Annotated in this window: 15 protein-coding genes; 4 read left to right on the top strand and 11 right to left on the bottom strand. The window is 39.1% G+C overall.

The window, feature by feature from the left end:
- Positions 1–18: 18 nt before the first annotated feature.
- The 11 genes from H1R81_RS07610 to H1R81_RS07560 form a co-directional block, all read right to left on the bottom strand.
- Positions 19–1,134 carry an alpha/beta hydrolase gene (locus H1R81_RS07610; RefSeq protein ID WP_181840110.1) on the bottom strand — a complete coding sequence of 372 codons (1,116 nt, stop codon included), beginning with the start codon at positions 1,132–1,134 and terminating at the stop codon, positions 19–21.
- A gap of 24 nt (positions 1,135–1,158) precedes the next feature.
- Entirely contained in the window at positions 1,159–2,100 is a 942-nt protein-coding gene (locus tag H1R81_RS07605; protein ID WP_181840109.1) for an alpha/beta hydrolase, read from the bottom strand.
- Between the two features lie 55 nt (positions 2,101–2,155).
- Positions 2,156–3,262: a 5-methyltetrahydropteroyltriglutamate--homocysteine S-methyltransferase gene (locus H1R81_RS07600; RefSeq protein WP_181840108.1), complete on the bottom strand. Its 1,107-nt coding sequence runs from the start codon at positions 3,260–3,262 to the stop codon at positions 2,156–2,158.
- Between the two features lie 30 nt (positions 3,263–3,292).
- Positions 3,293–5,098, bottom strand: coding sequence for a feruloyl-CoA synthase (locus H1R81_RS07595; RefSeq protein WP_229251079.1), 1,806 nt, complete (start codon positions 5,096–5,098; stop codon positions 3,293–3,295).
- Entirely contained in the window at positions 5,095–5,889 is a 795-nt protein-coding gene (locus H1R81_RS07590; RefSeq protein WP_310588058.1) for a crotonase/enoyl-CoA hydratase family protein, read from the bottom strand. Before H1R81_RS07590 ends, H1R81_RS07595 begins: the two co-directional genes overlap by 4 nt.
- Before the next feature lie 107 nt (positions 5,890–5,996).
- Positions 5,997–6,902 (bottom strand): AraC family transcriptional regulator, encoded by a 906-nt coding sequence (locus tag H1R81_RS07585; protein ID WP_181840107.1) that lies wholly within the window; start codon positions 6,900–6,902, stop codon positions 5,997–5,999.
- Positions 6,903–7,079: 177 nt separating this feature from the next.
- The gene (locus tag H1R81_RS07580; RefSeq protein WP_181840106.1) at positions 7,080–9,542 is read right to left on the bottom strand and encodes a hypothetical protein; all 2,463 of its coding nucleotides are present in this window, start codon (positions 9,540–9,542) and stop codon (positions 7,080–7,082) included.
- Between the two features lie 29 nt (positions 9,543–9,571).
- Entirely contained in the window at positions 9,572–11,284 is a 1,713-nt protein-coding gene (locus tag H1R81_RS07575; RefSeq protein ID WP_181840105.1) for a RagB/SusD family nutrient uptake outer membrane protein, read from the bottom strand.
- 16 nt (positions 11,285–11,300) lie between these two features.
- Positions 11,301–14,663 carry a TonB-dependent receptor gene (locus H1R81_RS07570; protein ID WP_229251078.1) on the bottom strand — a complete coding sequence of 1,121 codons (3,363 nt, stop codon included), beginning with the start codon at positions 14,661–14,663 and terminating at the stop codon, positions 11,301–11,303.
- A 233-nt stretch (positions 14,664–14,896) separates the two neighbouring features.
- On the bottom strand, positions 14,897–15,985 hold the full coding sequence (locus H1R81_RS07565) for a FecR family protein (protein WP_181840103.1): 1,089 nt from the start codon (positions 15,983–15,985) through the stop codon (positions 14,897–14,899).
- 66 nt (positions 15,986–16,051) lie between these two features.
- A complete protein-coding gene (locus H1R81_RS07560; protein WP_181840102.1) occupies positions 16,052–16,672 on the bottom strand; it encodes an RNA polymerase sigma factor in 621 nt (206 codons plus the stop codon).
- A gap of 588 nt (positions 16,673–17,260) precedes the next feature.
- Between H1R81_RS07560 and H1R81_RS07555 the strand changes: the two genes are divergently transcribed.
- From H1R81_RS07555 to H1R81_RS07540, 4 genes are all read left to right on the top strand, one after another.
- On the top strand, positions 17,261–18,166 hold the full coding sequence (locus H1R81_RS07555; protein WP_181840101.1) for an OmpA family protein: 906 nt from the start codon (positions 17,261–17,263) through the stop codon (positions 18,164–18,166).
- 356 nt (positions 18,167–18,522) lie between these two features.
- Positions 18,523–20,184 carry a restriction endonuclease gene (locus tag H1R81_RS07550; RefSeq protein ID WP_181840100.1) on the top strand — a complete coding sequence of 554 codons (1,662 nt, stop codon included), beginning with the start codon at positions 18,523–18,525 and terminating at the stop codon, positions 20,182–20,184.
- Between the two features lie 84 nt (positions 20,185–20,268).
- Positions 20,269–20,820: a GNAT family N-acetyltransferase gene (locus H1R81_RS07545; RefSeq protein ID WP_181840099.1), complete on the top strand. Its 552-nt coding sequence runs from the start codon at positions 20,269–20,271 to the stop codon at positions 20,818–20,820.
- A gap of 92 nt (positions 20,821–20,912) precedes the next feature.
- Positions 20,913–22,352: a serine hydrolase gene (locus H1R81_RS07540; protein ID WP_181840098.1), complete on the top strand. Its 1,440-nt coding sequence runs from the start codon at positions 20,913–20,915 to the stop codon at positions 22,350–22,352.
- Positions 22,353–22,370: the final 18 nt, after the last annotated feature.

The raw sequence follows: 22,370 nt of genomic DNA, 5'->3' as shown, positions 1-22,370 counted from the left end.
CGTGGTAAAATATATATATTACTCCATAAACCCAGCCTTAGCCTTAACTCCGGTTTTTGTCCAGGTTCTTAATTCATCAAAGGCTAATGCTGTCTGCTGTGGTGAAAACGCACAATGTCCTTGTCCCTTGGTATATTTTACAGTAAAATACTCGTCTTTACCTTTCTGATGTACCATATTCTCAAAATTCACTACCCCATAAGTCGGCGGTATCAACTGGTCGTAAATTGTATGTAACAATAAAGTGGGCTTATTGATATTACCCGAACGGTCGTACTTACTAAAAACCACATCAGGGTTTACCGTTGCCACCATTCGCTCTGCCTTCTGGTTTACTAATAAATTATCCGGGAAGCCTGAGTAAACCGTATTCGTATTATCAAATGGATTACCGCCAGCTTTCTGCGCAATATCTCGCAGAACATTTTCATTGAAAAACAAAGAGAATGGTAAATCGTCAAATTTCAAATCAAAGCGTTTCGCAAAGGCCACTGCCAGTACAGAATCTTTAGCAATAATGGCTTTTTTGATTTCCATAGCTTTGGCCATCATCTTCCTTGAATCCTGTGCCTGATAAGGGTTCTTTAAATCAAAGATAGTACTTAAAGATGTAGCAACACCAGGGAACAAACCATTAAAGGTAGCATACATATCAAATTCCTTACGGCATTGCAGATAGATTCTGCTCGAAAGCGGACAAAGTGGTAATGCTCCCTGATAATTAGCATCAAAGTTTTCCATAATAGCTAATGTAACCCCACCACCCATCGAATGCCCTACCATAAAGGTAGAATCAGGTTTACCGTATTTCTCAAAGAAATATTTACGAAGTGCTTCGGTATCGTCTACGCCTTGTGCCAGAGCCAGTCCCTGAAATTGATAATCGGAGGCAGCTACGGCAAAGCCCCTATCTAAGAAAGGGCTCATTGCTTTGAGAAACTGTGGATTCTTGCTTTGCAAAGGGCTACCATTAAATTCATAGCCATGCGCATACATCACTAATTTCCAACGCCAGTTAGGTGGAAAAAGGATTCTGTAACGAGCACCATTGATATTACCCGAATCAATACTGGCAATATTCTGCCCCAAAGCGGCCATGCTTGAGAAAAGCATCAGAAAAATGAGAGTTTTCATATTCAAGGGTTTACGAACGTTCGATTATTTTCTGGTTTTCTTCATTTCCTTGTCAAAAAAAGCAATCATCTGATTATAGTATTTATCTATCATCACACCCGGCCCATGCCCACCTCCTGCCACAATTACCAACTCACTTGGCACACCCTCTTTTTGAAGTTTTTCATAGAGTTTTTTGCTCTGGCAGTCAGGCACTAAAGGGTCTTTATCGCCATGAAAAATGAGAAAAGGAGGATTGTTTTTACTGACATAGCTAATAGGGTTAGCTAAGGCTACCTTTGCTGAATTTTCCTGAATAGCTCCTCCTATTAAAGAAGATTCAGGAGATTTGGCGTCATTGTGTGAAAATGAGCTACCACATTGGTCCATAATTAAAAAATCAGTCGGCCCAAACCAGTCTACAATGGCATTTACCGAGCTACTCTGGTGGGTATATTTACCTGAGCGCCCCTCAATGTCTACATCAAGACCACCAATTTTCACCGTTTTTATAGTGTTGGTCGTGCCTGTTAAAGCAGTCAGATGCCCGCCAGACGACCAGCCAGTTACGCCGATAAAAGAATTATCTAAAGAGAATTTCTGACTATTGGCTTTTACGAACCGAATAGCTGCTTTTATGTCCTGAATCTGGGCAGGGAATTTAGCGTCAGCGCTTGAACGATGGTTTACATTTACCACCGCAAAGCCACTCTCTAACAACTTCTGTCCTAATCCCTCACTAAAAACCGCCTCTTTCGATGAATTTGAAAACCAGGCACTTCCATAAATAGCAATAATGATTGGATAGGGTGCTTTACCGTTTTTAGGTAAATGAATGTCGAGCTTATGCCCTATCGCATTATCACCCACATAATCAATATCCAACCAGTACTTCAATGAAGAAATGGCTGTTTTTTCTACATCCATCTCTTTCGATTGCGCCCATCCAAGCACAGGAATGAGCATCAGAAGAATGATTTTTTTCATATCAGAATAGTGTTAAATTATCTTACCCTATGCCCTCTGTTCTATGCCTCTATGCTCAAGACTCTCCCCAAACCTTGATAGCCGTATTTACCACTAATTCTATTTTGCGCCATTGGTCATCATGGGTCATATCGTTGCCATGATGGGTAGATGAAAAACCACATTGCGGACTCACACACATATTCTCTAAAGGCATATATTGAGCAGCTTCATCAATGCGTTTACATAAATCATCTATACTCTCTAATTCTTTATGTTTTGATGAAACAATACCTAAAACTACGTTTTTATTCTTAGGCACAAAACGCAAAGGAGCAAAATCACCACTGCGCTCGTCATCATATTCCAGAAAATAGGCATCTACATTGATTTCATTGAACAGGATTTCGGCTACAGGCTCATATCCACCTTCGGCAAACCAGGTGCTACGATAATTGCCACGACAAAGATGAATAGCCAAGATTAAATCTTCCGGACGACCGTCAATTACTGAATTGATTAATGCCGCATAAGTTCTTGGTAAAGCATTGGGGTCTTCTCCTCTTTCGGCAGCGGCGGCACGCATTTTTGGGTCGCATAAATAAGCAAGATTCGTATCATCTAATTGCAGATAGCGTAGGCCTGCCTTATATAAATGGTCTATTTCTTCACGATAGGCTGCGGCCAGGTCGTGAAAGAACTCGTCCATGTCGGGGTATGAATTAATATCTATTGATTTCCTGCCCCCTCTGAAATGAATCATAGTTGGCGATGGAATTGTTACTTTTGGGGTTTGGGTAACTATCGATTGCAGGTATTTAAAATCATCTACCTGAATATCTTTCACATGCTTCAACTTACCCGTTACACTTAATACCGGAGGTTTGAATCCATCTTCTGCTACTTTTGCGTTGGGATTTGCTTCTATGCCGCCTGTTACCGAAACACCTGCCAGTTCTTTCAGGAAGTCAAGGTGGAAATAATCACGACGGAACTCACCATCAGTAATAGATTTCATACCCGTTGATTCCAGTTTCTTCACTGTTTCTAAAATAGCTGTATCTTCAATGGCACGTAGTTCTTCAGCAGAAATCTCACCTTTTTTCCATTTTAAACGATTCTCTTTAACGGCGGGAGTACGCAACAAGCTACCCACATGGTCGGCTCTGAAAGGAGGGTTCATGAGTATTATATTTTATTTAGTGTTCAATATTTACTGATATAATTGCTCTACCAGGTGCGCCCGGTGTTTCAGCACAATCCGTTGGTTTAATGAGCCTTTGTCGGTTATTTCTCCCAAATCGATAGAAGGAGGGTCTAAAGCTACTATGAATTTCTCTACCCGATTGGCACTACCTGTGGCAGATTGGTTAAATCTTTTCAGAAAATCATACAGATATTCTGAGATAATTTCATGCTGAAAAACTTCTTGAATCTGAATTTCGGCAGATAAACCAGCCAATTTCCTACAAGCTTCGGCATTCAGAAATAAGATGGCACCCACATATTCTTTATCCAAACCAGCCAGTACCACATCCTGCACAACTGGTGACCCCGCCGAAATCAGTTTAGCTTTCAGCACGCCCACATTTACCCAGGTTCCTGTAGATAGCTTGAAGTCTTCCGCAATACGCCCATCAAATACCAAACCCTTGTCAGGGTGGTTTTCATCTAAAAACTTTACAGCATCTCCGGTTTTATAATAACCTTCTTCATCAAATGCTTTCAGTGTAGCTTCTTCATTCCGCCAGTATCCTCTCATTACATTAGGGGCTTTGTAACGGACTTCAAGTTTATCACCATCAGGTACAATCTTCACATCCATTCCGGCCACCGGAACCCCTAAAAGCCCGGAAAAAGCCCCGCCCCAATTAGCAAACATAGCTGATGGACCTGACTCTGTACAACCCAGACCTGTAATAATGGGTATCCGCTCACCGATGGTTTCTACTGCTAATTCTTCCAGCCGATTCCACACGGGTTGCGCCAGACTTGCGCCAGCATAAAAAAGCATATTCAGATTTTTAAAGAAATTTAACCTTAAATCTGTTTCCTTTTCCAGATAAGGAACCAGCATTTCAAAGCCTTTCGGTACGTTAAAATAAGCCGTCGGTGATATTTCTCTCAGGTTCTGAATCGTTGTTTCAATGCCTTGGGGGGTCGGCTTACCATCATCAATATAGAGTGTACCGCCATTGTAGAGGGCTAAACCAAAATTATGATTGCCACCAAATGTATGATTCCACGGTAACCAGTCAATAAATACGGGTGGATTTTCTGACATAAACGGAAAAACCTGCGTTATTTGTTGCAGATTGGTACACCACATTTGCTGGGTATTGATTACTCCTTTGGGTAAGCCTGTTGAGCCCGAAGTAAACAACACCTTCGCTATGGTATCGCCACTCACTCTGGCAAAAGCAGATTCTACCTCTGCTGTTGGTTCTGTTTGTAATAAATGGGCAAAATCAATTCCATTACCCTCTTCGGCAGTAATAATTTCAGCACTCGGAAATAAGTTTTTTGCTAATTCAAGTGCCTTTTGATATTGCGAGCCGTTCTGTGCAAAAATAACTTTGGGTGTCATTAATTCCAGACAATGCTTCAGCTTCCCAAAATCTTGTGAAATTAAAGAATAAGGCGGAGATACAGGCGAATAAGGAATACCGATATGCAAAGCCGCTAAGGCCAATAAAGCGTTTTCAAGGCTATTTTCTGAGAGAATAACAATGCTTTCTTCATTTGTTAAATTCAGATTCAACAGATATTGAGCAATAGATTGTACCGTACTTAGAGTTTCTGAATAGGATAATTTCTTCCATTCACCTGTTTTGCCTCTGCGAGCCAGAAATGTTTTATCAGGTGTTTTCTCTGCCCACTCTATCAGTTTCTGAGTCAGTTTTTCGGGAATAGCCTCTAAGTTTTGTTGCAAACGAAAATGAATAATCCCGTCTTGCCGTACTATCTTGTGTGTACGGGTTGGGCCAAACGAAATATTTTTATAACCTGCCTGCATCATTCACCTACTTTTTTGGCTCTACCTTCCAGAAAATCGTTCAAACGTTGCTTGGCTTCTGGAGAGCTTTGTGAAATAGCGGCCATCAGGCTCTCTAAAAGTAACCCTTCCGTCTGTGACGAATCTACTATTCTTGGCAATACGTGCATCAGGGCATAATTCGTCATTTCAGCATTTTTGGCTATTTTTTGCGCTAATTCTTTACCTTTTGTTAATCCTTCGCCTACTGCCACAAGATATTGTGCCAGACCAATCCGTTCGCCCTCTTCAGCTTTATAAACCCTGCCTGTCAGCATCATATCAGTCATGCGCGCAATGCCTATCAGCTTGGGTAATCTGACAGAGGCACCACCACCTACAAAAATCCCTCGTTGTCCTTCAGGCAAAGCATAAAAAGTATTAGGCTCTGATATACGGATATGACAAGCCGCCGCTAATTCCAACCCACCTCCTACTACTGCCCCATGCAAAACAGCAATGACAGGGGCAGTTCCAAACTGCACTTTATCTAAAGCCCTATGCCACATCCGTGAATGATGAATACCCTGAACTGCATTTCGCTCTTTTAATTCTGATAAATCAAGTCCTGCTGAAAAGTGGTCACCAATGCCATAAATAATGACGCACCGAATAGATGATGGCAGATTTTCAAATATTTTTTCAATGCCCAGAATCAGTTCATCATTAAAGGCATTCCGTTTTTCTGGTCTATTTAGACCAATCATCAGGATTTCATCTTGAATCTCGACCTGTAATGTTTGGGGCAGAAAAGAATGAAAGAGTTCTTTGTACACAATATCTCCTATTTATACAATTTTATATCGGAATTTTACCATACAAATTTGAACAAATAAGATTAATGAATTATAGGCAAGAAATAGCTTATACTATGCTAAATCAATCAATTTTCAAATTGTCGATACTGTCGTGGAGTAAGATTTGTTTTAGATTTGAAAAAACGGCTGAAATCACTTGGGTCAAATCGCCCTAATTTAAAAGCAATTTCGCCAATGCTTATAGTAGTTTGCTTCAATAATACTTTGGCTTCCAGAATACGCATATCTTCCAATAGTTCATGCGCCGATTTACCGATAGTAGCTTTTACACATTTATGCAAATGATTGGGCGAAACAGAAAGATACTCCGAAAACTCCTGCACAGATTTCTTCTCATAAATAAATTCAGACAGGGCATTTTTGTATCGCTGGGTAATAAATGCAGCCGCATTTTTGGTGTTTTGTTGAGTAGGTTGAGATAGATGCTTTAACTCCGAAAATAACGTCATTAAATACATCGGAATTAAATCGAAGCGTTCATCATCATTGTTTTGGTATTCCTTCTCTAATATTTCCAATAATCTTACAATGCGTTCCGGCTCTTTTACCTTCACCAGAGGTTCACCTGTAAACTGGAAAAAAGGAAAATCTTTAGCCATATCGGTTTTAATAAAGGGTTGGTTGAAGATTTCTGGCAGAAAATGACAGTAGAAACCTTCTGTATCTTCATCAACGCTCTCTAAAGAGGTAATTTCATTGGCAGGTAAACAGAAGAAATGATTGGATTGTACCTCATAAAAATTAAGTCCTTTGCTACGAACCGCCACCCCTTTGGTAATAAAAATAAAGAAATAGACCGAACGGCGGTGAGGTTGCAACGGAATACGTAAATGGTTTTTGTAGCTTTCTACTCTTGCAATATGAAACTTATCATAAAAACCCGATACAGAGGGCTTCCAGTCCGCAAAGATATAATCATCGAACTCGGAAGGGTTAAGCAAGGGAATATGAGAGGCATTTCTTTTTTCCATAACATAACAAAATTATACGGAATTTACGTAGGAACAAATTGTAGTGCGAGCTCCCAACTCGCGCTACAAGAAAAAATCCCCGAAAAAGTCTTCGGGGATTTAAAACAAAACTATTTATTAAACAACAATTCTGCATGCTTTGATAAGGGAGTAATTAATAATCACTCATTCACTAAATCACTTATATGTCAACCAGGTAGTAGCCTGGCAATCTTTATCGGTTGCAAAGCGAATCCAGCGAGCCTGGAATGAATCAGAAAACGTATGTTCAAATGTTTCGTTAGGCTTTATGGTTACTTCTTTATACAACATCCAGGGACCATGACCAATAGGCTCTACTTCAATTCTGAAAGTGACCGGCTGATTGGATTTATGAGAAATTTTCAGACTCTTTTTATCATAAAATCCAATCAGATAAGGGTCTGAGGCTGTATTGGCAGTTACCTGCGTATTCTTCCAGGGGCCGCCTTGCCCAACTGGTTTACCTAATTTCCAGAGATCGTCAATGGTTCCCGCCCAAATTTTAGCTTTACCATCTGTAGAAGTGATAATATGCTCGCTGGCAGCGGTTTGGTTATTCAGGCCCGTCATGATTAATAAGCCACGATAGGAAGCATAATCATGAATTGCCAGCGAATGAGAAGCAACCGGTCTGATTTTCGCATAACCATCGGCGTTTTCAGCAGGTAATTCATAGAATGTGCCATGCGCATTCATTAAATCGCGTTCGGTAGCTACTTCTCTGCAAATTCTAAGTGAGGCACTATTGGTTTTAGCCGTTAAAGCATCATTACCTTTTGGCAGTCTCCATCTTCTTCCGGCATCGTCTGTTATTAGTACAGAAGCCTCATCAATTGTCAGGATATTACTGGGTACAGCAAATTTTTCACGGATGAATTGTGCAGTTTGCGCATCGTCTTTCTTTACTAAATTCAAGGCACTGTCTAATTCATAATAGCCTGTCTCTGAAAATTTTCCATTAGAAAAATCTTCTGCTAATACCCCTAATTTATGTCGGTTATTGCCTAAGCCATACAAAAGTCCGCCCTTATAGTTAGTACTGTTGGCTGGCGTTAGTCCGGTAAATATTTTATCCATTGCAGCTACATAGCGGCTATCATCAGTATAATTGAAGTTAATGGTAGCGGTAGTAGCCTTATTGCTCTTCACTCGAACCCACTCTCCTGTTTCTGTAGCTGTAAAAGTAATGGAGGCAGATTCTCCTGCTTTTACTGATACCGAGCGAAGCGGTTTCCAGTTATTCATACCGTTGGCATCTACCTCAAAGCTAAAGGTTACATCTTCGCTTCCGGCATTGTTAATCCATGCCATACGTTTTTTCCAACCAGCAAAAAGGAAAGGTTCAGACACAGTATTGGCAGCAATTTTCTCATTCAACCATACTGCGCCTTGCGCAGTGCTTGGCCCTAATAAATCAGGCGTATTAATAGATGTAAACCACAGGTTAGAATTCGATTGCCCCGGCCCTTCTATATTTCCTTTGGCTCTGCGTTTATTTAAAAACTCTTTCTGTGCCGAATCATCACAACCCAATACTAACATATTCTGCCAACGGCTGTAATCTCCAATCACTTTCAGATAAGCCGAACGAGGGCGGATACCTGCTGTATTTTTTGAAGTAAAAGTTTTAGGAAAACGCCAGAACATACCATGCATGGTCATCAGGTAATCAGGTTTTTCGAGCGTACCAATGTCTCTGATACGTGGCCATTCCGTATTGAATCCATGCGCTCCATCATAGCTGTGGCTGGCTTTAGGCAGGCGAAAAAATGTCCATTTGCCACCATCACGCACACTTACCAGAATAGATTTATGGTCCCAACCTGTTGACCAGATAGGGTCAGTTTCAGGATTTGCATTGCCGTAAATACCCCCCGGCCCTGTAACTTCTACAAACTGATTGCGGCGTACATTTTCCCAGTCTTTGCCATCCCATTCGGCCAATAGACCTGATTCAATATCAAACTGTTTCATAGCCAGTTGGCTGGCTTCTCCATTGTTTGAATAAACCATCACTCCCTGACCAGAATAGACGCCTTTCCCATGCGCCCCAACTAATAGGTGCGCTTCCTGTCCCATTTCGCCTTTTTTTCGGTCTACATTACCATCTTTATAGAGCATTTTTGGTTCAAGGGTGTGCACATCTACTTCATAAAAGCCCTCCTCCATGGTAGCATAATAAATCTTGTTGGCAGGGTCAAACAAATGACGGGCATTACCAGTATGGCGGCCGGGCATTTTTGTATAAGGAATAGTTCGTACATTACCAGTATTCGAAATCGCATAAGGCCCGATAAACAACTGATTAGATTCTTTATGAATCATACGGTTTTCGGGTGTACCACCGATACTCTCAGGACGAATCACACGATCAAGATTCGGACTGATTTCATAAAGTTTATCCGACGAGCCAAACGGAAAGTGCTGTCCATAAGAAATCACCCAGAGTTTACCTGCCCAGGGCACTACAGCTCCCGTACCACATTCTCCTTCATTATTATAGTTGGCCAGGTGTGGATATATCCCACTGATCTGTCGGTAAGATGTTTTAATCTGTGCCTTTAAGGTTTGGCAAACCAATAGCAGAGCAACTGCTACAATTGCTTTAGAATACTTCATTTTAATAAAATTTTGATAATTAAGAGGGCTTAGTACCCGTCATTCTGTTTCATATTCGGATTAATCTGAATTTCAGCAGTCGGAACAGGCCATAAATACTGGCGGTCTGTCCAGGCAGTAGGTACCAGGTTCTTGATAAGTCCGGTTGCAGCCATTGCACTGAAATCAGGAGTACCATCTTCATCTATGATAGGCGTTCCGGCAAAGAACCACAAGCCTTTGTCTACTACTTTAGCTTTCAGGTCAACAGGGTCAAGCATACCATAAATCGGGCGGTTCAGAACTTTACCTGCAATTCTCCAACGCACAATATCCATGTATCTTAATCCTTCATTGGCAAATTCCATTCTTCTTTCAATGCGTAATAATTTACGCAATTCCGTTTGATTACGCTCTGTAATAGCAGGGTACAAAGTAGTTGCACTTGTGGCAACTTTATAGGCTCTCGCCCTTACTGCATTCATAGCCTCCAATACCGAATCATCAATCTGATTCTGTTCAATTTTGGCCTCTGCGTATATCAATAAAATATCGGCATAGCGGATAATAATCTGTTCCGGTTCAATCAAACGACCATTTGCCAGCCATGAATCATCAATGCCTTTTTTCCAAACCAGACCGTTAAATGAAGCAAACTGGGCATTTACACGGTTATCGTTATTGGTAACCAGTGAATTACTACTCAATCTTAATACCTGAACTGCATAAGGATTAGGATCATAGATAAACCCCAGGTGCGCCTGTCCGAACTCTACAATAGAGGCAGTACAACGTGGGTCACGGTTTTTGAAAGGATTACGCGGATCATACAAAGGTGATTTATCAATAGTTTTGCCATCTGTACAGAGGTAGGAACAGAATAAATCCCAGGTTGGATTAGTAGCCGCAAAGCCTCCTGAATTTCTTGAGATTTTATCTGAAGTAGGTCCAAGTGTGATTTTTTGCTCTAATGAACGAGGAATCGAAAAAATAACTTCTTTCGAGTTTTTTGTACTTTGCAGAAACAAATTGCCATAATCGGGGTGCAGGCTATACTGGTTTAAATCCATACAGGCTTTTGCGGCTGTTGAGGCTGTGTTGTAGTCTTTCTCATACAAAGCAAAACGAGCTTTTAAGGCCAAAGCTACTCCTTTGGTAACCCGCTTTACAGCTGATACCGCATAAGAGGCAGGCAGATTTGCAATAGCAAAGTCAAAATCTTCGTTGATTTTTGTAATGACCGTTTTCTTATCCGTTCTTCCAACCTTATAGGCCTCATCAATACTTACCACAGCATCAGTATAAACCACATCACCAAATTTGCCCACCAATTTGGCATATTGTGCAGCACGATGAAACCGAGCCTCTGCCAGATATACATCTAATTTTGCCTGGCTCACTTTGGCTTTGGTTTCGGCACTATTTAATGCTACAATAGCACGGTTGGCACGGGCAATAGCTTTATATCCATTGCGCCAGAAAGTGGTTGAGAAATCCCATTGGCTGGTTACTGTTCCGGCCTTAATCGGAGTCAATGCCTGACGGTAAAAACCATCATCTGACAGATAATTGACACTCGTATTGTCTTCATCCCACTGCCACCAGTCCAGCCGATAAAGATCGTTTAAAGCTAACTGGATTTCGGTTTCGTTTGAATACCATTTTTCGGCCGATGGCTGCGCCAACGGGTATAAATCGAGGGAGTTCTGGCAGGAAGCCAATAACAGTAAGCTTAGCACTGCGCTATATATTTTTATTCTCATTTTGTTATCGTTTGTTTTAGAAACCAATACTAAATCCGCCTATATATGTCGATACAATACCTATACCTTCGGGGTCCCAGCCTTTGGGATATTTGTTGATAGAGAAGATATCGCTGCCGGTTACATAAAAACGGATACTGTTGGCCATAATTCTTTTCGTAATACTCTGAGGAATTGTATAACCTAACGTTACGTTTTTCAAACGGAAGTATCCGCCATTAAACAACCAGAAATCTGATAAACTACGGTTCAATGCCCTGTTGGTTTCTGTGAATCTCGGATATTTGGCAGCTAAATTCTGTTCTGCTGTATTATTCATACTCCAGGTAGCCCCATCAAGATAGACAGGAAATGCGCCGAAGTTTTCAGCATTGTAGTCTGTATAAGGAAGTAATGAACTGCGTTGGTAACCAATCCCCTGAATGGTAACGCCTAAATCAATTCCTCTGTAATCTAACCTGAAATTACCTCCATACATCCACTGTGGTTGAGAGTTACCCAAAAGCACGCGGTCATATTCTGGCGATATTTTACCATCCGGAACACCATTAGGCCCACTGATATCGGCATATTTCAGATCGCCTACTTTTACATTGGTACTTAACTTCGGAGAGTTATTGACATCTTCCTGATTCTGATAGATTCCCTGAGAAATATAACCATACCACTCATCAAACTGGCTTCCTTTCTTTTTAATTTTATCACCGATAAACTCTGTTCCACCCAGATCGCCCATGGTTGATTTAAACTGCGACAGATTGAACGATGCTGAATACCTGAGTTTACCAATGGTACTCGTCCAACCCAAATCAAGGTCAATGCCTTTGGTCGTCATAATCCCGGTATTTTGGTTTGGATTCTCAAAGCCTACAAATATGGGTATCTGTAAGGCCAGCAACATATCTTTAGTTTCCTTACGATAAACATCAGCAGTAAAACGAAGCTTGTTTTTCAGGAAATAGGCATCCATACCTAAATCAACAGAGGAGGTTTTTTCCCAGGAAATATCTTTGATTGCATACTGTACCTGTGCCGCCGTCTGTTGTGAAACCACTACATTATTCTGATAAAACAGGGCATTATTGAAACTCATAATACCAACTGACGGATAATTACCGATACGCTCATTGCCCAAAGTACCCCATGAAGCACGTAGCTTTAAGAATGATACAAGATTCTGATTTTTTAAAAATTCTTCTTCACTCACTACCCAACCTGCCGAAATAGAGGGGAATGTCCCCCAACGATAATCTTTATTAAAACGTGAAGAACCATCGCGGCGGATATTTCCCTGAATAAGGTATTTATCCTGAAAGCTATAAGTTAAACGCCCGAAATACGAACGATACGCCGTTTCAAAAGCAGTACCGAAATTATCCCGGTAAGCCGTCGGTCCCTGGTCAAGATAAGGATAGGTATCAAATAAATACTGGTCACGAGAAGCTCCGATTGACTCGCTTTTGTAGTAGTAATTTTCATAGCCTAATAAAGCGGTGAAATCGTGTTTACCTATGGTTTTGGCATAATTAGCCAGAAACTGGGTTGTCAGACTATAATTACTGGCACGGTTTTCATCCAGACGGGTAGTAAGACCGCCCCCAATCAGCGAAGCGACAAACTGGTTAGGGTCGTCGGCCGCATATACATCTACTTTCTTGTTGAATCGTTTCTGGTCTATGAAATCAAAAATCGGGGCAAGAATACCCGAAATCTTTAGTCCTTCAATTGGTTTCAGGTCTAAAGCAATACGCCCTCCTACCTGATTATAAGTATAGCGATCCGTGCCACCGTATTTTACTTTGGCATATACGTTTTCTCCTGCTTTTCCGTCAGCAATTCTGCCATCAGCCCAAAGAGCCGGATAAATCGGAGCGGCTATCCGGGTACGATACAGTGGGTCATTGGCTGTCGGATCAACCGTATTAGTTCTTTTAAAGTTAAAATCAACAGTTCCACCTACGATTTTGTTAATAGTAAAGTCGTTGTTAGAGCGCACAAAAACCCGGTTATAGCTTTTATTATCGTAAAAGCCACCAATTTTTTCATAACGAACCGAGGCATTAGACTTCACAAACTTTGACCCGCCTACAACACTGACACTATGTGCTTCACGTTGTGCTATATTTTTCAATGTCATTCCCATCCAGTCAGTATCAGGATACTTATCAGGATTGGTCTTGTGCTTCTGCGCATAATCTGTCAACAGATCCTGGCTGAATGCCGGAAACTTATTTGCACCATTCCCTGCATCATTCCATCGTAATTCGTTTTGCAATTCCATATAGCGCACCGCACCCATATAATCAGGCAGCTGGGTTGGTGTATCAAAGCCTCTTTCATAACTATAATTGAAAGAGGCCTGGTCAGTCTTGGCTCGTTTGGTAGTTATCAGAATTACCCCTGCTGCCGCCCGCGAGCCATAAATAGATGCAGAAGCGGCATCTTTCAGCACCGATAAATTGTCTATATCATTAGGGTTTACCTGATTCACATCACTTACTGGCACGCCGTCAACAATTACCAAAGGGTTTGAATTACCAATAGTGGTTATACCTCTTATTGTGATATTCGCACTTCCCATCGAACCGTTAGCCCCGCTACGGCTTACCATAACACCAGACATAGCCCCTTGCAAAGCCTGAGAAACCTGAGTCTCTTTGCGCTCCTTAAAAACATCGGAGTTGATAGAAGATACCGCTCCGGTTAAATCTTTCTTTTTCTGAATACCATAACCAACAACTACTACTTCTTCCAAAGCTTTTGTATCGGTTTTTAATGTTATATTTAAAGTAGTCTGATTTTCTATTACCACCTCTTGCGCCTCATAACCCACAAAGCTGAACACAAGAATTGCTTTTGAGTCAGGTACAGAAATGCTATATTCTCCGTTTACACCCGTTACCGTTCCACGCGTAGTTCCTTTTATTGTTATACTTACGCCGGGCAATCCCTCTCCCTTTTCATCACTCACAACTCCTTTCAAACCAATATCGGCCATATCTATCTCATTTGGCGTATAAACTGTAGTGCCTGGTAATGTCTCTGGCAAGGCTAAGGTTATAAGCCTAGACAAAATAATCTGGTTATTTACCACTTTATATCTGATTTTCAGAGGAGTCAACAATTTATCCAATACCTGCGAAAGCGACTGATTTACGATACTTAACGAAACTTTTTGCGGTATTGCCAATAGCTTGGGGCGATAGGTGAATTTTACATCAGCCTGTTTTTCTATAATTGAGATAGCGTCTTCAAAGTTGCGATTCTCAATCTGAACACTCACCTTACGGTTGAGCAATTCCTGCGCTTCAGCATCTTTTGCCAACGAGATACCCGTAAAAATCATCGCAATGCAACAATGTAGGAGCGATAGTTTCATAAGGTACAGTAGTTTTTTTTTGATTTGTTGTCGTTTTTTCATTTAATTTACTAAGTTTTTGTTAGATATAGGCAAAAACAATCCCTCCCACCCAGTATCTGGGCGCAGTTCTTCGAAACTATGAAGGGGGAAACAGAGCCGATAACGCCGGAATCGTTATCGGTTTTTCTTATTTAAAGGAGTCAGCTATTTTTTTTATCCATAAATAAAAAGTGTATAGGTTTGGGTTGAATTTAATTACATCCATTACTCGTAATAACTATTTGTGCATCTATCAGCTTATAAGTAGCATCTAAGGCCGCACAGATAATATCAAGTTTTTCAAATAATGTTTCATTGGTAAGCGAGGTAGTCAAACGACAGGTGGCCATTACCTCTTTATCATAAATAATCTCTACCCCATACGCTTTTTCAAGCGCAGAAAAAATCTCTTCTATAGGAGCATTCTTGAACCAAAAACCCTGCAATTCCTGACTATTCAGTAATAATGTTGGCTTTGCTATTAATGTACGCGTCAATTGCTCGTTTTCTTTGCTGTAAATTACCTGCTGGTTAGGTGTTAGTACTATCCCTTTCGTTTCAGGGTCCGAATTCTGGTTAGATTTCTGCGCAAAAACTGATACCTTTCCACTTTTTACATTAACCGACACCTGCTTATCCTGTTCAAAAGCTTTTATCGAAAAGCTTGTACCTAATACCTTCGTAACCAATCCATTAGCATAGACCACAAACGGAATCTTCGCATTTTTCTTTACATCAAAAAAAGCTTCCCCTGATAGATAAACCTCTCTTAAATCTCCCTCAAAAGATTCATTATAACTTAGTCGGCTATCAGGCCAGAGTGTCACTTCACTTCCATCGGGTAAGGTCACAGCCGTGGCACTTGAAGAAGTATTCACTACTTCTCTAATCGGCTTTGCACTGCTTTTTGTCAATTGTGTGTAAATACTTGTAGGTTTAATCCATGCGTTTCTATTTAGCCAGAAACCTAAACTCACTACCAACACAATAGATGCAGCTGCCACCCAATATTTCCAGGATATCTGAAGGCCCGCACGAGATGCCTGAGTTCCTATCAGATTCCCTTCTATATCTGTCCAGATAACTGGTATTTCATCGGCTGGAGCCTCTTGCTTACTGGCAACGGCCAATTGTTGTATAGCAACCCGAGCTGTGTGGATTAATTGAGCTTGGGAAGGCGTATTTTTAATAAGTGTCTGAAAAAAACTTTCTGATTCTTCCGTAGGGTATTTTACCCAACAAATGAAATCTTCGTCTGTGATGAATTCTTCGAGCGTGTATTTTTCGTAATTTTTAGTCATGGTTTTTCTTTTCTATACCCTAAATCAGGTATAGTGAATTTTGTACTCACTAAAATTGAATTATTTTTAATTTTTTTTGAAACTTATCAAGAAACTTGCTAAGAAAAGCAAAAATGGGGTAAAATGCTGGCGTAGTTCGGTGATAGCCCTGTGCAGGAGATTTCTGACAGACTGGTTATTAATCTGCATCATATCAGCAATTTCTTCAAAACTGAAATCATGATAATAGCGGAGTTGAATAATTTCCTGCTGGCGTTTGGGCAATTGCTGTATGGCTCTTTTAAGCTGAATAATCTGCTCGCTATATTGTTCGTTTGTAATCAGCTCATCTTCAACCGATAAAACACCGATGATATTCTCAAATAAATCCTGTGTATCAATAGATGTATGGTTGTGCTTTTCAATGTTACGCAGAATCCGGTTTCTTAGAGAGACATAAAGATAGAATCGGATAGAATCAGTATCTGTCAGGTTCTCTCTGCTGTGCCATAAATGCAGAAATAAGTCCTGAATACTATCCCGGATTAACTGCCTGTCGTTGGTCACCCGATACCCATAGCTTAGCAGGTCTTCAATAAAAAGATTGTAGATTTTAGCAAAGGCATCTCTGTCTCCACCCTTAAACGCCTGCCATAACGCTATGTCTTTGCTATCTCTACCCAATTGCTTAATCTGGTTTTGTAGCAAAATTATAACTAATTATTAAAAGAAAATATTATCTCAGAAAAATACCATTTCCAATATATAATAAGGATTTTGATAAGATAACAAAATAGTATTTACCAAAACCACCACCTGTAATATTGCCCTTTACTTATAATTGGGGAATATTTTCTACTAAAGTTTCTACATTATATTTTCGCCAAATTTAACTAAGCAATTCGGTCTTTAATAGATAATGAAGGGGTAATAAACAACCTTTTTGTAGAGACATATTGCAAAACGTCTCTGAGGGTTTATCTCTAAAAATGAATTAAAAGTAAGAGATGTTCTATTACCAAAAGACGTGTTTTCCCCGTTTATTGACCTTTAATACATAAAGCATTCCGTCTCTACCAAAACAACAACAAGTTATGTGCAAGAACTCTTATTTGAGGAGACCTGATAATATATAGTTTCGAAACGGAACTGATTTTTAATACTATCAGACTTGAATTACTTGCTTTATGGCATACTTTTTTTGTCTTGTAACACATAAATAAACTGGCATTGAGAAAAACAAACGCAAATTTTCCGGCCACAACTTATGTCATACTAAATAAAACACACAATCTCATGAAAGTTTTTGTTAAACCTCTAATTATCTTTTTTGCAGTTACTTCATTGGCTTCCTGTGTCGCAAAAAAGAAGTATGTAGCACTTCAGACTGAACACGAACGTGTACAGGCAAACTTAGTAAAGTGCGGCGATGAAGTACAAGATTACAAAGACCGTCTGGCCAATTTGCAAAGATCATCAGATGCACAGATCTCAACAGCACAAACTACTATTCAGCAACGTGACCAGCAGTTGAGTGATCTGAGAGACCAGTTAGGTGATTTGAAAAAAGTACGTGACCGTCAGTTAGAACAAGTAGGAGACCTGACAGTATTATCTAAAGCTGCCAACGACAATATTGATAATACATTGTCGCAATTGGCACAAAAAGACCAGTATATCAACCGTTTACATGCCGCAAGAACCAAAGCCGACTCTATTAATTTAGCTTTGGCCGTTAATCTTACACGTGTATTGAAAGACGGTATCGACGACAAAGACATTGAAGTAAAAGTCGATAAAACTGTGGTAATGATTAATATATCCGACAAAATGTTATTCAGCAGTGGTAGCTTCAGAATTTCTCCAAGAGCCAACGAGGTTTTAGGTAAAATTGCACAGATTATCCAGTCGAGACCAGAGCTTGAAGTAATGGTTGAAGGTTATACCGATAACGTGTCTATCAAAAACGAATGTATTTCAGATAACTGGGATTTAAGTGTGAAACGTGCCACTTCGGTAGTTCGTGCATTACAAGGCCAGTTTAAGGTAGACCCTAACAAATTGATTGCTGCCGGTCGTGGAGAATATAATATTCTAACAAGCAATGATACAGCCGAAGGGCGTTCCGCCAATCGTCGTACACGTATCATCTTAATGCCAAAACTGAATCAATTCTATGATTTATTAAGTGCTAATAAGTAATCAGAAATGATTTAATGAACGAAACAGAGCTATTTAAGTAGCTCTGTTTTTTTTGTTCTATGTTTCTTGTTTTAGTTATAGAACACATTGCTTTTATGGCTTATTTCGTTATTTACACTTTGTTTTTTCATTTTTATTTTTTAGCATTGCTATTATAATTCGTGATTTATTCCATAAGTCGAACTGCCTTTAAATCCCTGTGACTATTTCTTTCGATTAGTATTCTTAAAAGCAGATTCAACTCCCGTATTTCTAATCCATATATCTACGCACTTATTAAGTTTTAATAAGATAATTATGTATGATATTTATCTACTATCAATAACTCTAGACATTAACTTAAAACAACTTATATTATGGCTAAAAGTTTCAGTAGTTTAGTAATGGCAGCAGCTCGAGCAGGTGCTAGAGCATCAAGACAAGCAGCAGCAGAGAGAAAAAGACAAATTAGAGCAAATGAAAGATATCAAAAACAACAACTGAGAGAATCAATAAGATACGAAAAAGAAAATTTAAAATATGAAAAACAACTTGAAAAACAGAGAAGAGAACAGTATATCAAAGACATGGTGGATGAAGCAGAAGAGGCGACCGAAAAATCTAACAATTTATTTAACTATTTAACAAGTGGAATTATTAAAGAAACTCTTGAAATTGATGATACAGTTGTTTTTGATAATTTAAAACCTAAATATAAACCACCAAGATTCAAGTCGAAATTATCTGATAATCTTATTCCTTTAGCAACAGAAATGCCTGTTGAAAATACGTATATTGAAAAAGCTGGAAAAATGCCTTTCTTGGGAAGGTATATTGGTTTCATTAAGAAAAAATGGGAAGTTAAAATAGAAAAAGCAAAGGAAAAATATACAGAAGATTATAGCAATTGGAACTTAAGTGTAACTCAAATTGAAGACTTAAAAAGACAATTAACAATAGATATAGCTATTGAAAAAGAAGAATTTAATTCAACGGTAGAGCAATATAAAAAGGATTATCACGAAAAGTGTGAAGAAATAAATGATTTCCAGAAATTATATTTTGAAGGAGATGAGGATGCTGTGATTTCTTACGCAAGTATTGTACTAGAAAATTCAAATTATTTGGAAGATTGGGAAAGAGAAATCAAAATAGGCTATTCAAAAGATTCTAAAGAAATACTGGTAGAATTCAAACTTCCTACATTAACAATCATTCCAGAAGAATTAGATTTTAAATACTCGAAAACAAAGGATGACTTAATAATTAAGAAAAGAAAACCTTCTGAAATTAGTCAAGCCTACTCTATGCTAATAGCAAGTTTAGCATTAAGGACAATTCATGAGATTGCAGAATCAGATCAGGCAAATAAAATTTTGATAATAAGTTTTAATGGTTTTGTAGAACACCTTAATCCAAGTAACGGAAAAACTGAATTTCCTACCATTTTAAGTCTTACTACTTCTAAAGAAAAATTTTTAGAAATAAAATTAGATAAAATAGACCCTATTAAGTGTATAAAAGGCTTATCTGCAAATGTCTCATCTTCTCCATCTGAGTTTGTACCTGTAAAGCCAATTCGAGAGTTTTCAATGATTGATAAAAGATTTGTTGAAGAAGAAAATGCTATTTCTCTTTTAGATACTCGCCCAAATTTGATGGATTTAAATCCTTTTGAATTTGAAAATCTAGTAAGTAATTTATTTGGAAAGATGGGGCTTGAAACAAAACAAACAAGAACTACAAAAGACGGAGGTGTAGATGCTATTGCATTTGATACTAGACCCGTTTTAGGTGGTAAATTGGTTATACAAGCTAAAAGATACAAAAATACCGTCGGAGTTTCAGCTGTAAGAGATTTATATGGGACTATGATAAATGAGGGTGCAAGTAAGGGAATATTGGTGTCTACAAGTTCATATGGAACTGACGCCTTTGAATTTTCAAAAGATAAACCTATTGAATTAATTGATGGAAGAGGGCTTTTGTATTTACTCGATGAAGTGGGAGTAAAAGCTAAAATAATTATGCCTTCCTAAGTTAAGTATAAGTGAGTCCATATTTTATTTTAAATATAGACTCACTAGTTAAATCATTAAGTTTGGTTGAATTTATAATGAAAAATGAATGAATCATATCTGAAAGGAAAACTAATCACCCTCCGACCAGCAACTATGCAAGACCGCCGACAGGTTTTTGAATGGCTGGCACATTCTGATTTGACTTCGTCTATGCTTGGTCCACCTCATTTTCCTGAAAACCCGGTGCCAACCTGGGAAGAGTTTATTGATGATTATTACGAATATTTTTTTGATGGCTCTCAACCCGAATCAGGTCGTTGTTTTATTATTCAACTAAACGCTACACCAATCGGGCAGATAAATTATAACAAAATTTATGCAGAAGAACGACTCCGATTTACAGAATTAGATATATGGCTGGCTGATAGTCGATATACTAATAAAGGATATGGTACTGATGCCTTAAAAACATTATGCCATTATCTTCACAACGAATTAGCCTGCAAAAAATTCATCATTGCTCCTGCCCGACAAAATATCGGTGCAGTAAAAGCCTATCAGAAAGCTGGTTTTGCAGAGACCTCTATTCTTCTGCCACATTTTATAGCTGATTATGCAGATACAGTTATAATGATTAAAGAGATAAGAGATTAATAGCTTCCTTGTTATTCATCTGCCATTAATTTTATAAATTTGTAATAGTCTGCTGTTACTATCTTACTTTTCTTCGCTAAAACCAAAACTGTATGAACAGACGTTTGTTTCTGACAATATTGCTTGCATCTACTATTGCTTCTACTATAGCGCAGAGCAAAGTCGAAAAACTTGAAGAGGTCATGAAGAAGTATCATCAGTTTAATATGTTTGATGGTAGTGTATTGGTAGCCGAAAACGGAAAGGTAATTTATAAAGATGCTTTCGGTATGGCTAATCGTGAATGGGACATTCCGAATACTACTGATACAAAATTTATGATTGGCTCAGTATCCAAACCTTTAACAGCTATGTTAATGCTGATACAGGTACAAAAAGGCTTGATTAGCCTTGACAAAACTATCTCAGATTACCTGCCGGAATATTCAAAGAAAAACGGTAGCCGGATTACTATCCGCCAATTGTTGAGCCATTCTTCAGGCATACCTAACTACGATATTATCAAAGATTTCTTCCCGAGAATCAGCCGGCAATATTATACCAGAGAAGACTATATCAAATTATACATGGACTCTACGCTTGTTTTTGAGCCGGGTAAGAGTTATTACTACAGTAGTTGGGGGTATTATACTTTAGGCTATATTATGGAAAAGGTTACAGGTAAAAGCTATGCCCGGTTGATGAAAGAAGATATTTTTGATAAACTTCAAATGAATAGTTCTGGTTCATATTACCATACTCAGATTGTACCCAAACGAGCCACAGGATACGATTATATTATCGGCGGCTATACAAGCAACGATTTCAGAGACCAGTCAAATACGATGGGAACAGGTGATATTTACTCAACCGTCGAAGACCTCTTCAAATTTCATACAGCCATCAGTAACAATACCCTGATTAACCAGCAACTCACAAACGAGATGTTTACACCGGGTTTACGCCCCTGGCAATACGGTTTCGGGTGGTTTAATCAGCAATTCAGATATACTCCCAAAGACAGTGTATTTGCCAATTATCATTTGGGTATGACCGAAGGTTTTCTCTCATTCCTTATTCGGATACCTTCTACCAATAGTCTGGTTGTATTTTTATGCAATAGTTCTCCAACCCATTTTTTTGGTATCGCTCAAAGCCTGTTGCGGGTGTTGCACAATAAATCTGTTCAACTGAAACAACCTGCCCATAAAGCCATGGAGACTGATATTGCTACCAAAGGAACCGCAAAGGCAGTAGAAGCCTACCAGGTATATAAGAAAGATACCACTAATTATTATATAGACTGGTTGGCGATGGATCAATTAGGCAATCAGCTATTTGCTTCTCAAAGGTATAATGACGCCCTTCTGATTTTTGAGAATAATGCAAAAGAATTTCCGCAACGCGATTTAGTACTGATCAGCCTTGCTAAAACCTACGAAATATTGAAGCGTAAAGAGGAAGCGATTGAATACTATAAAAAAGCAGTAATTGCCAATCCAAATAATGAAGAGCCTAAAAACAGGTTGAAGGAGTTGGAACAAAGACATTGACTTCGCATTAAAATATTT

The sequence above is a fragment of the Emticicia sp. BO119 genome, assembly GCF_013912375.1.
In the GTDB taxonomy this organism is placed as follows: domain Bacteria; phylum Bacteroidota; class Bacteroidia; order Cytophagales; family Spirosomataceae; genus Emticicia.
The sequence above is the reverse complement of the archived record's forward strand: the minus strand, read 5'-3'. Positions and strand labels throughout refer to the sequence as shown.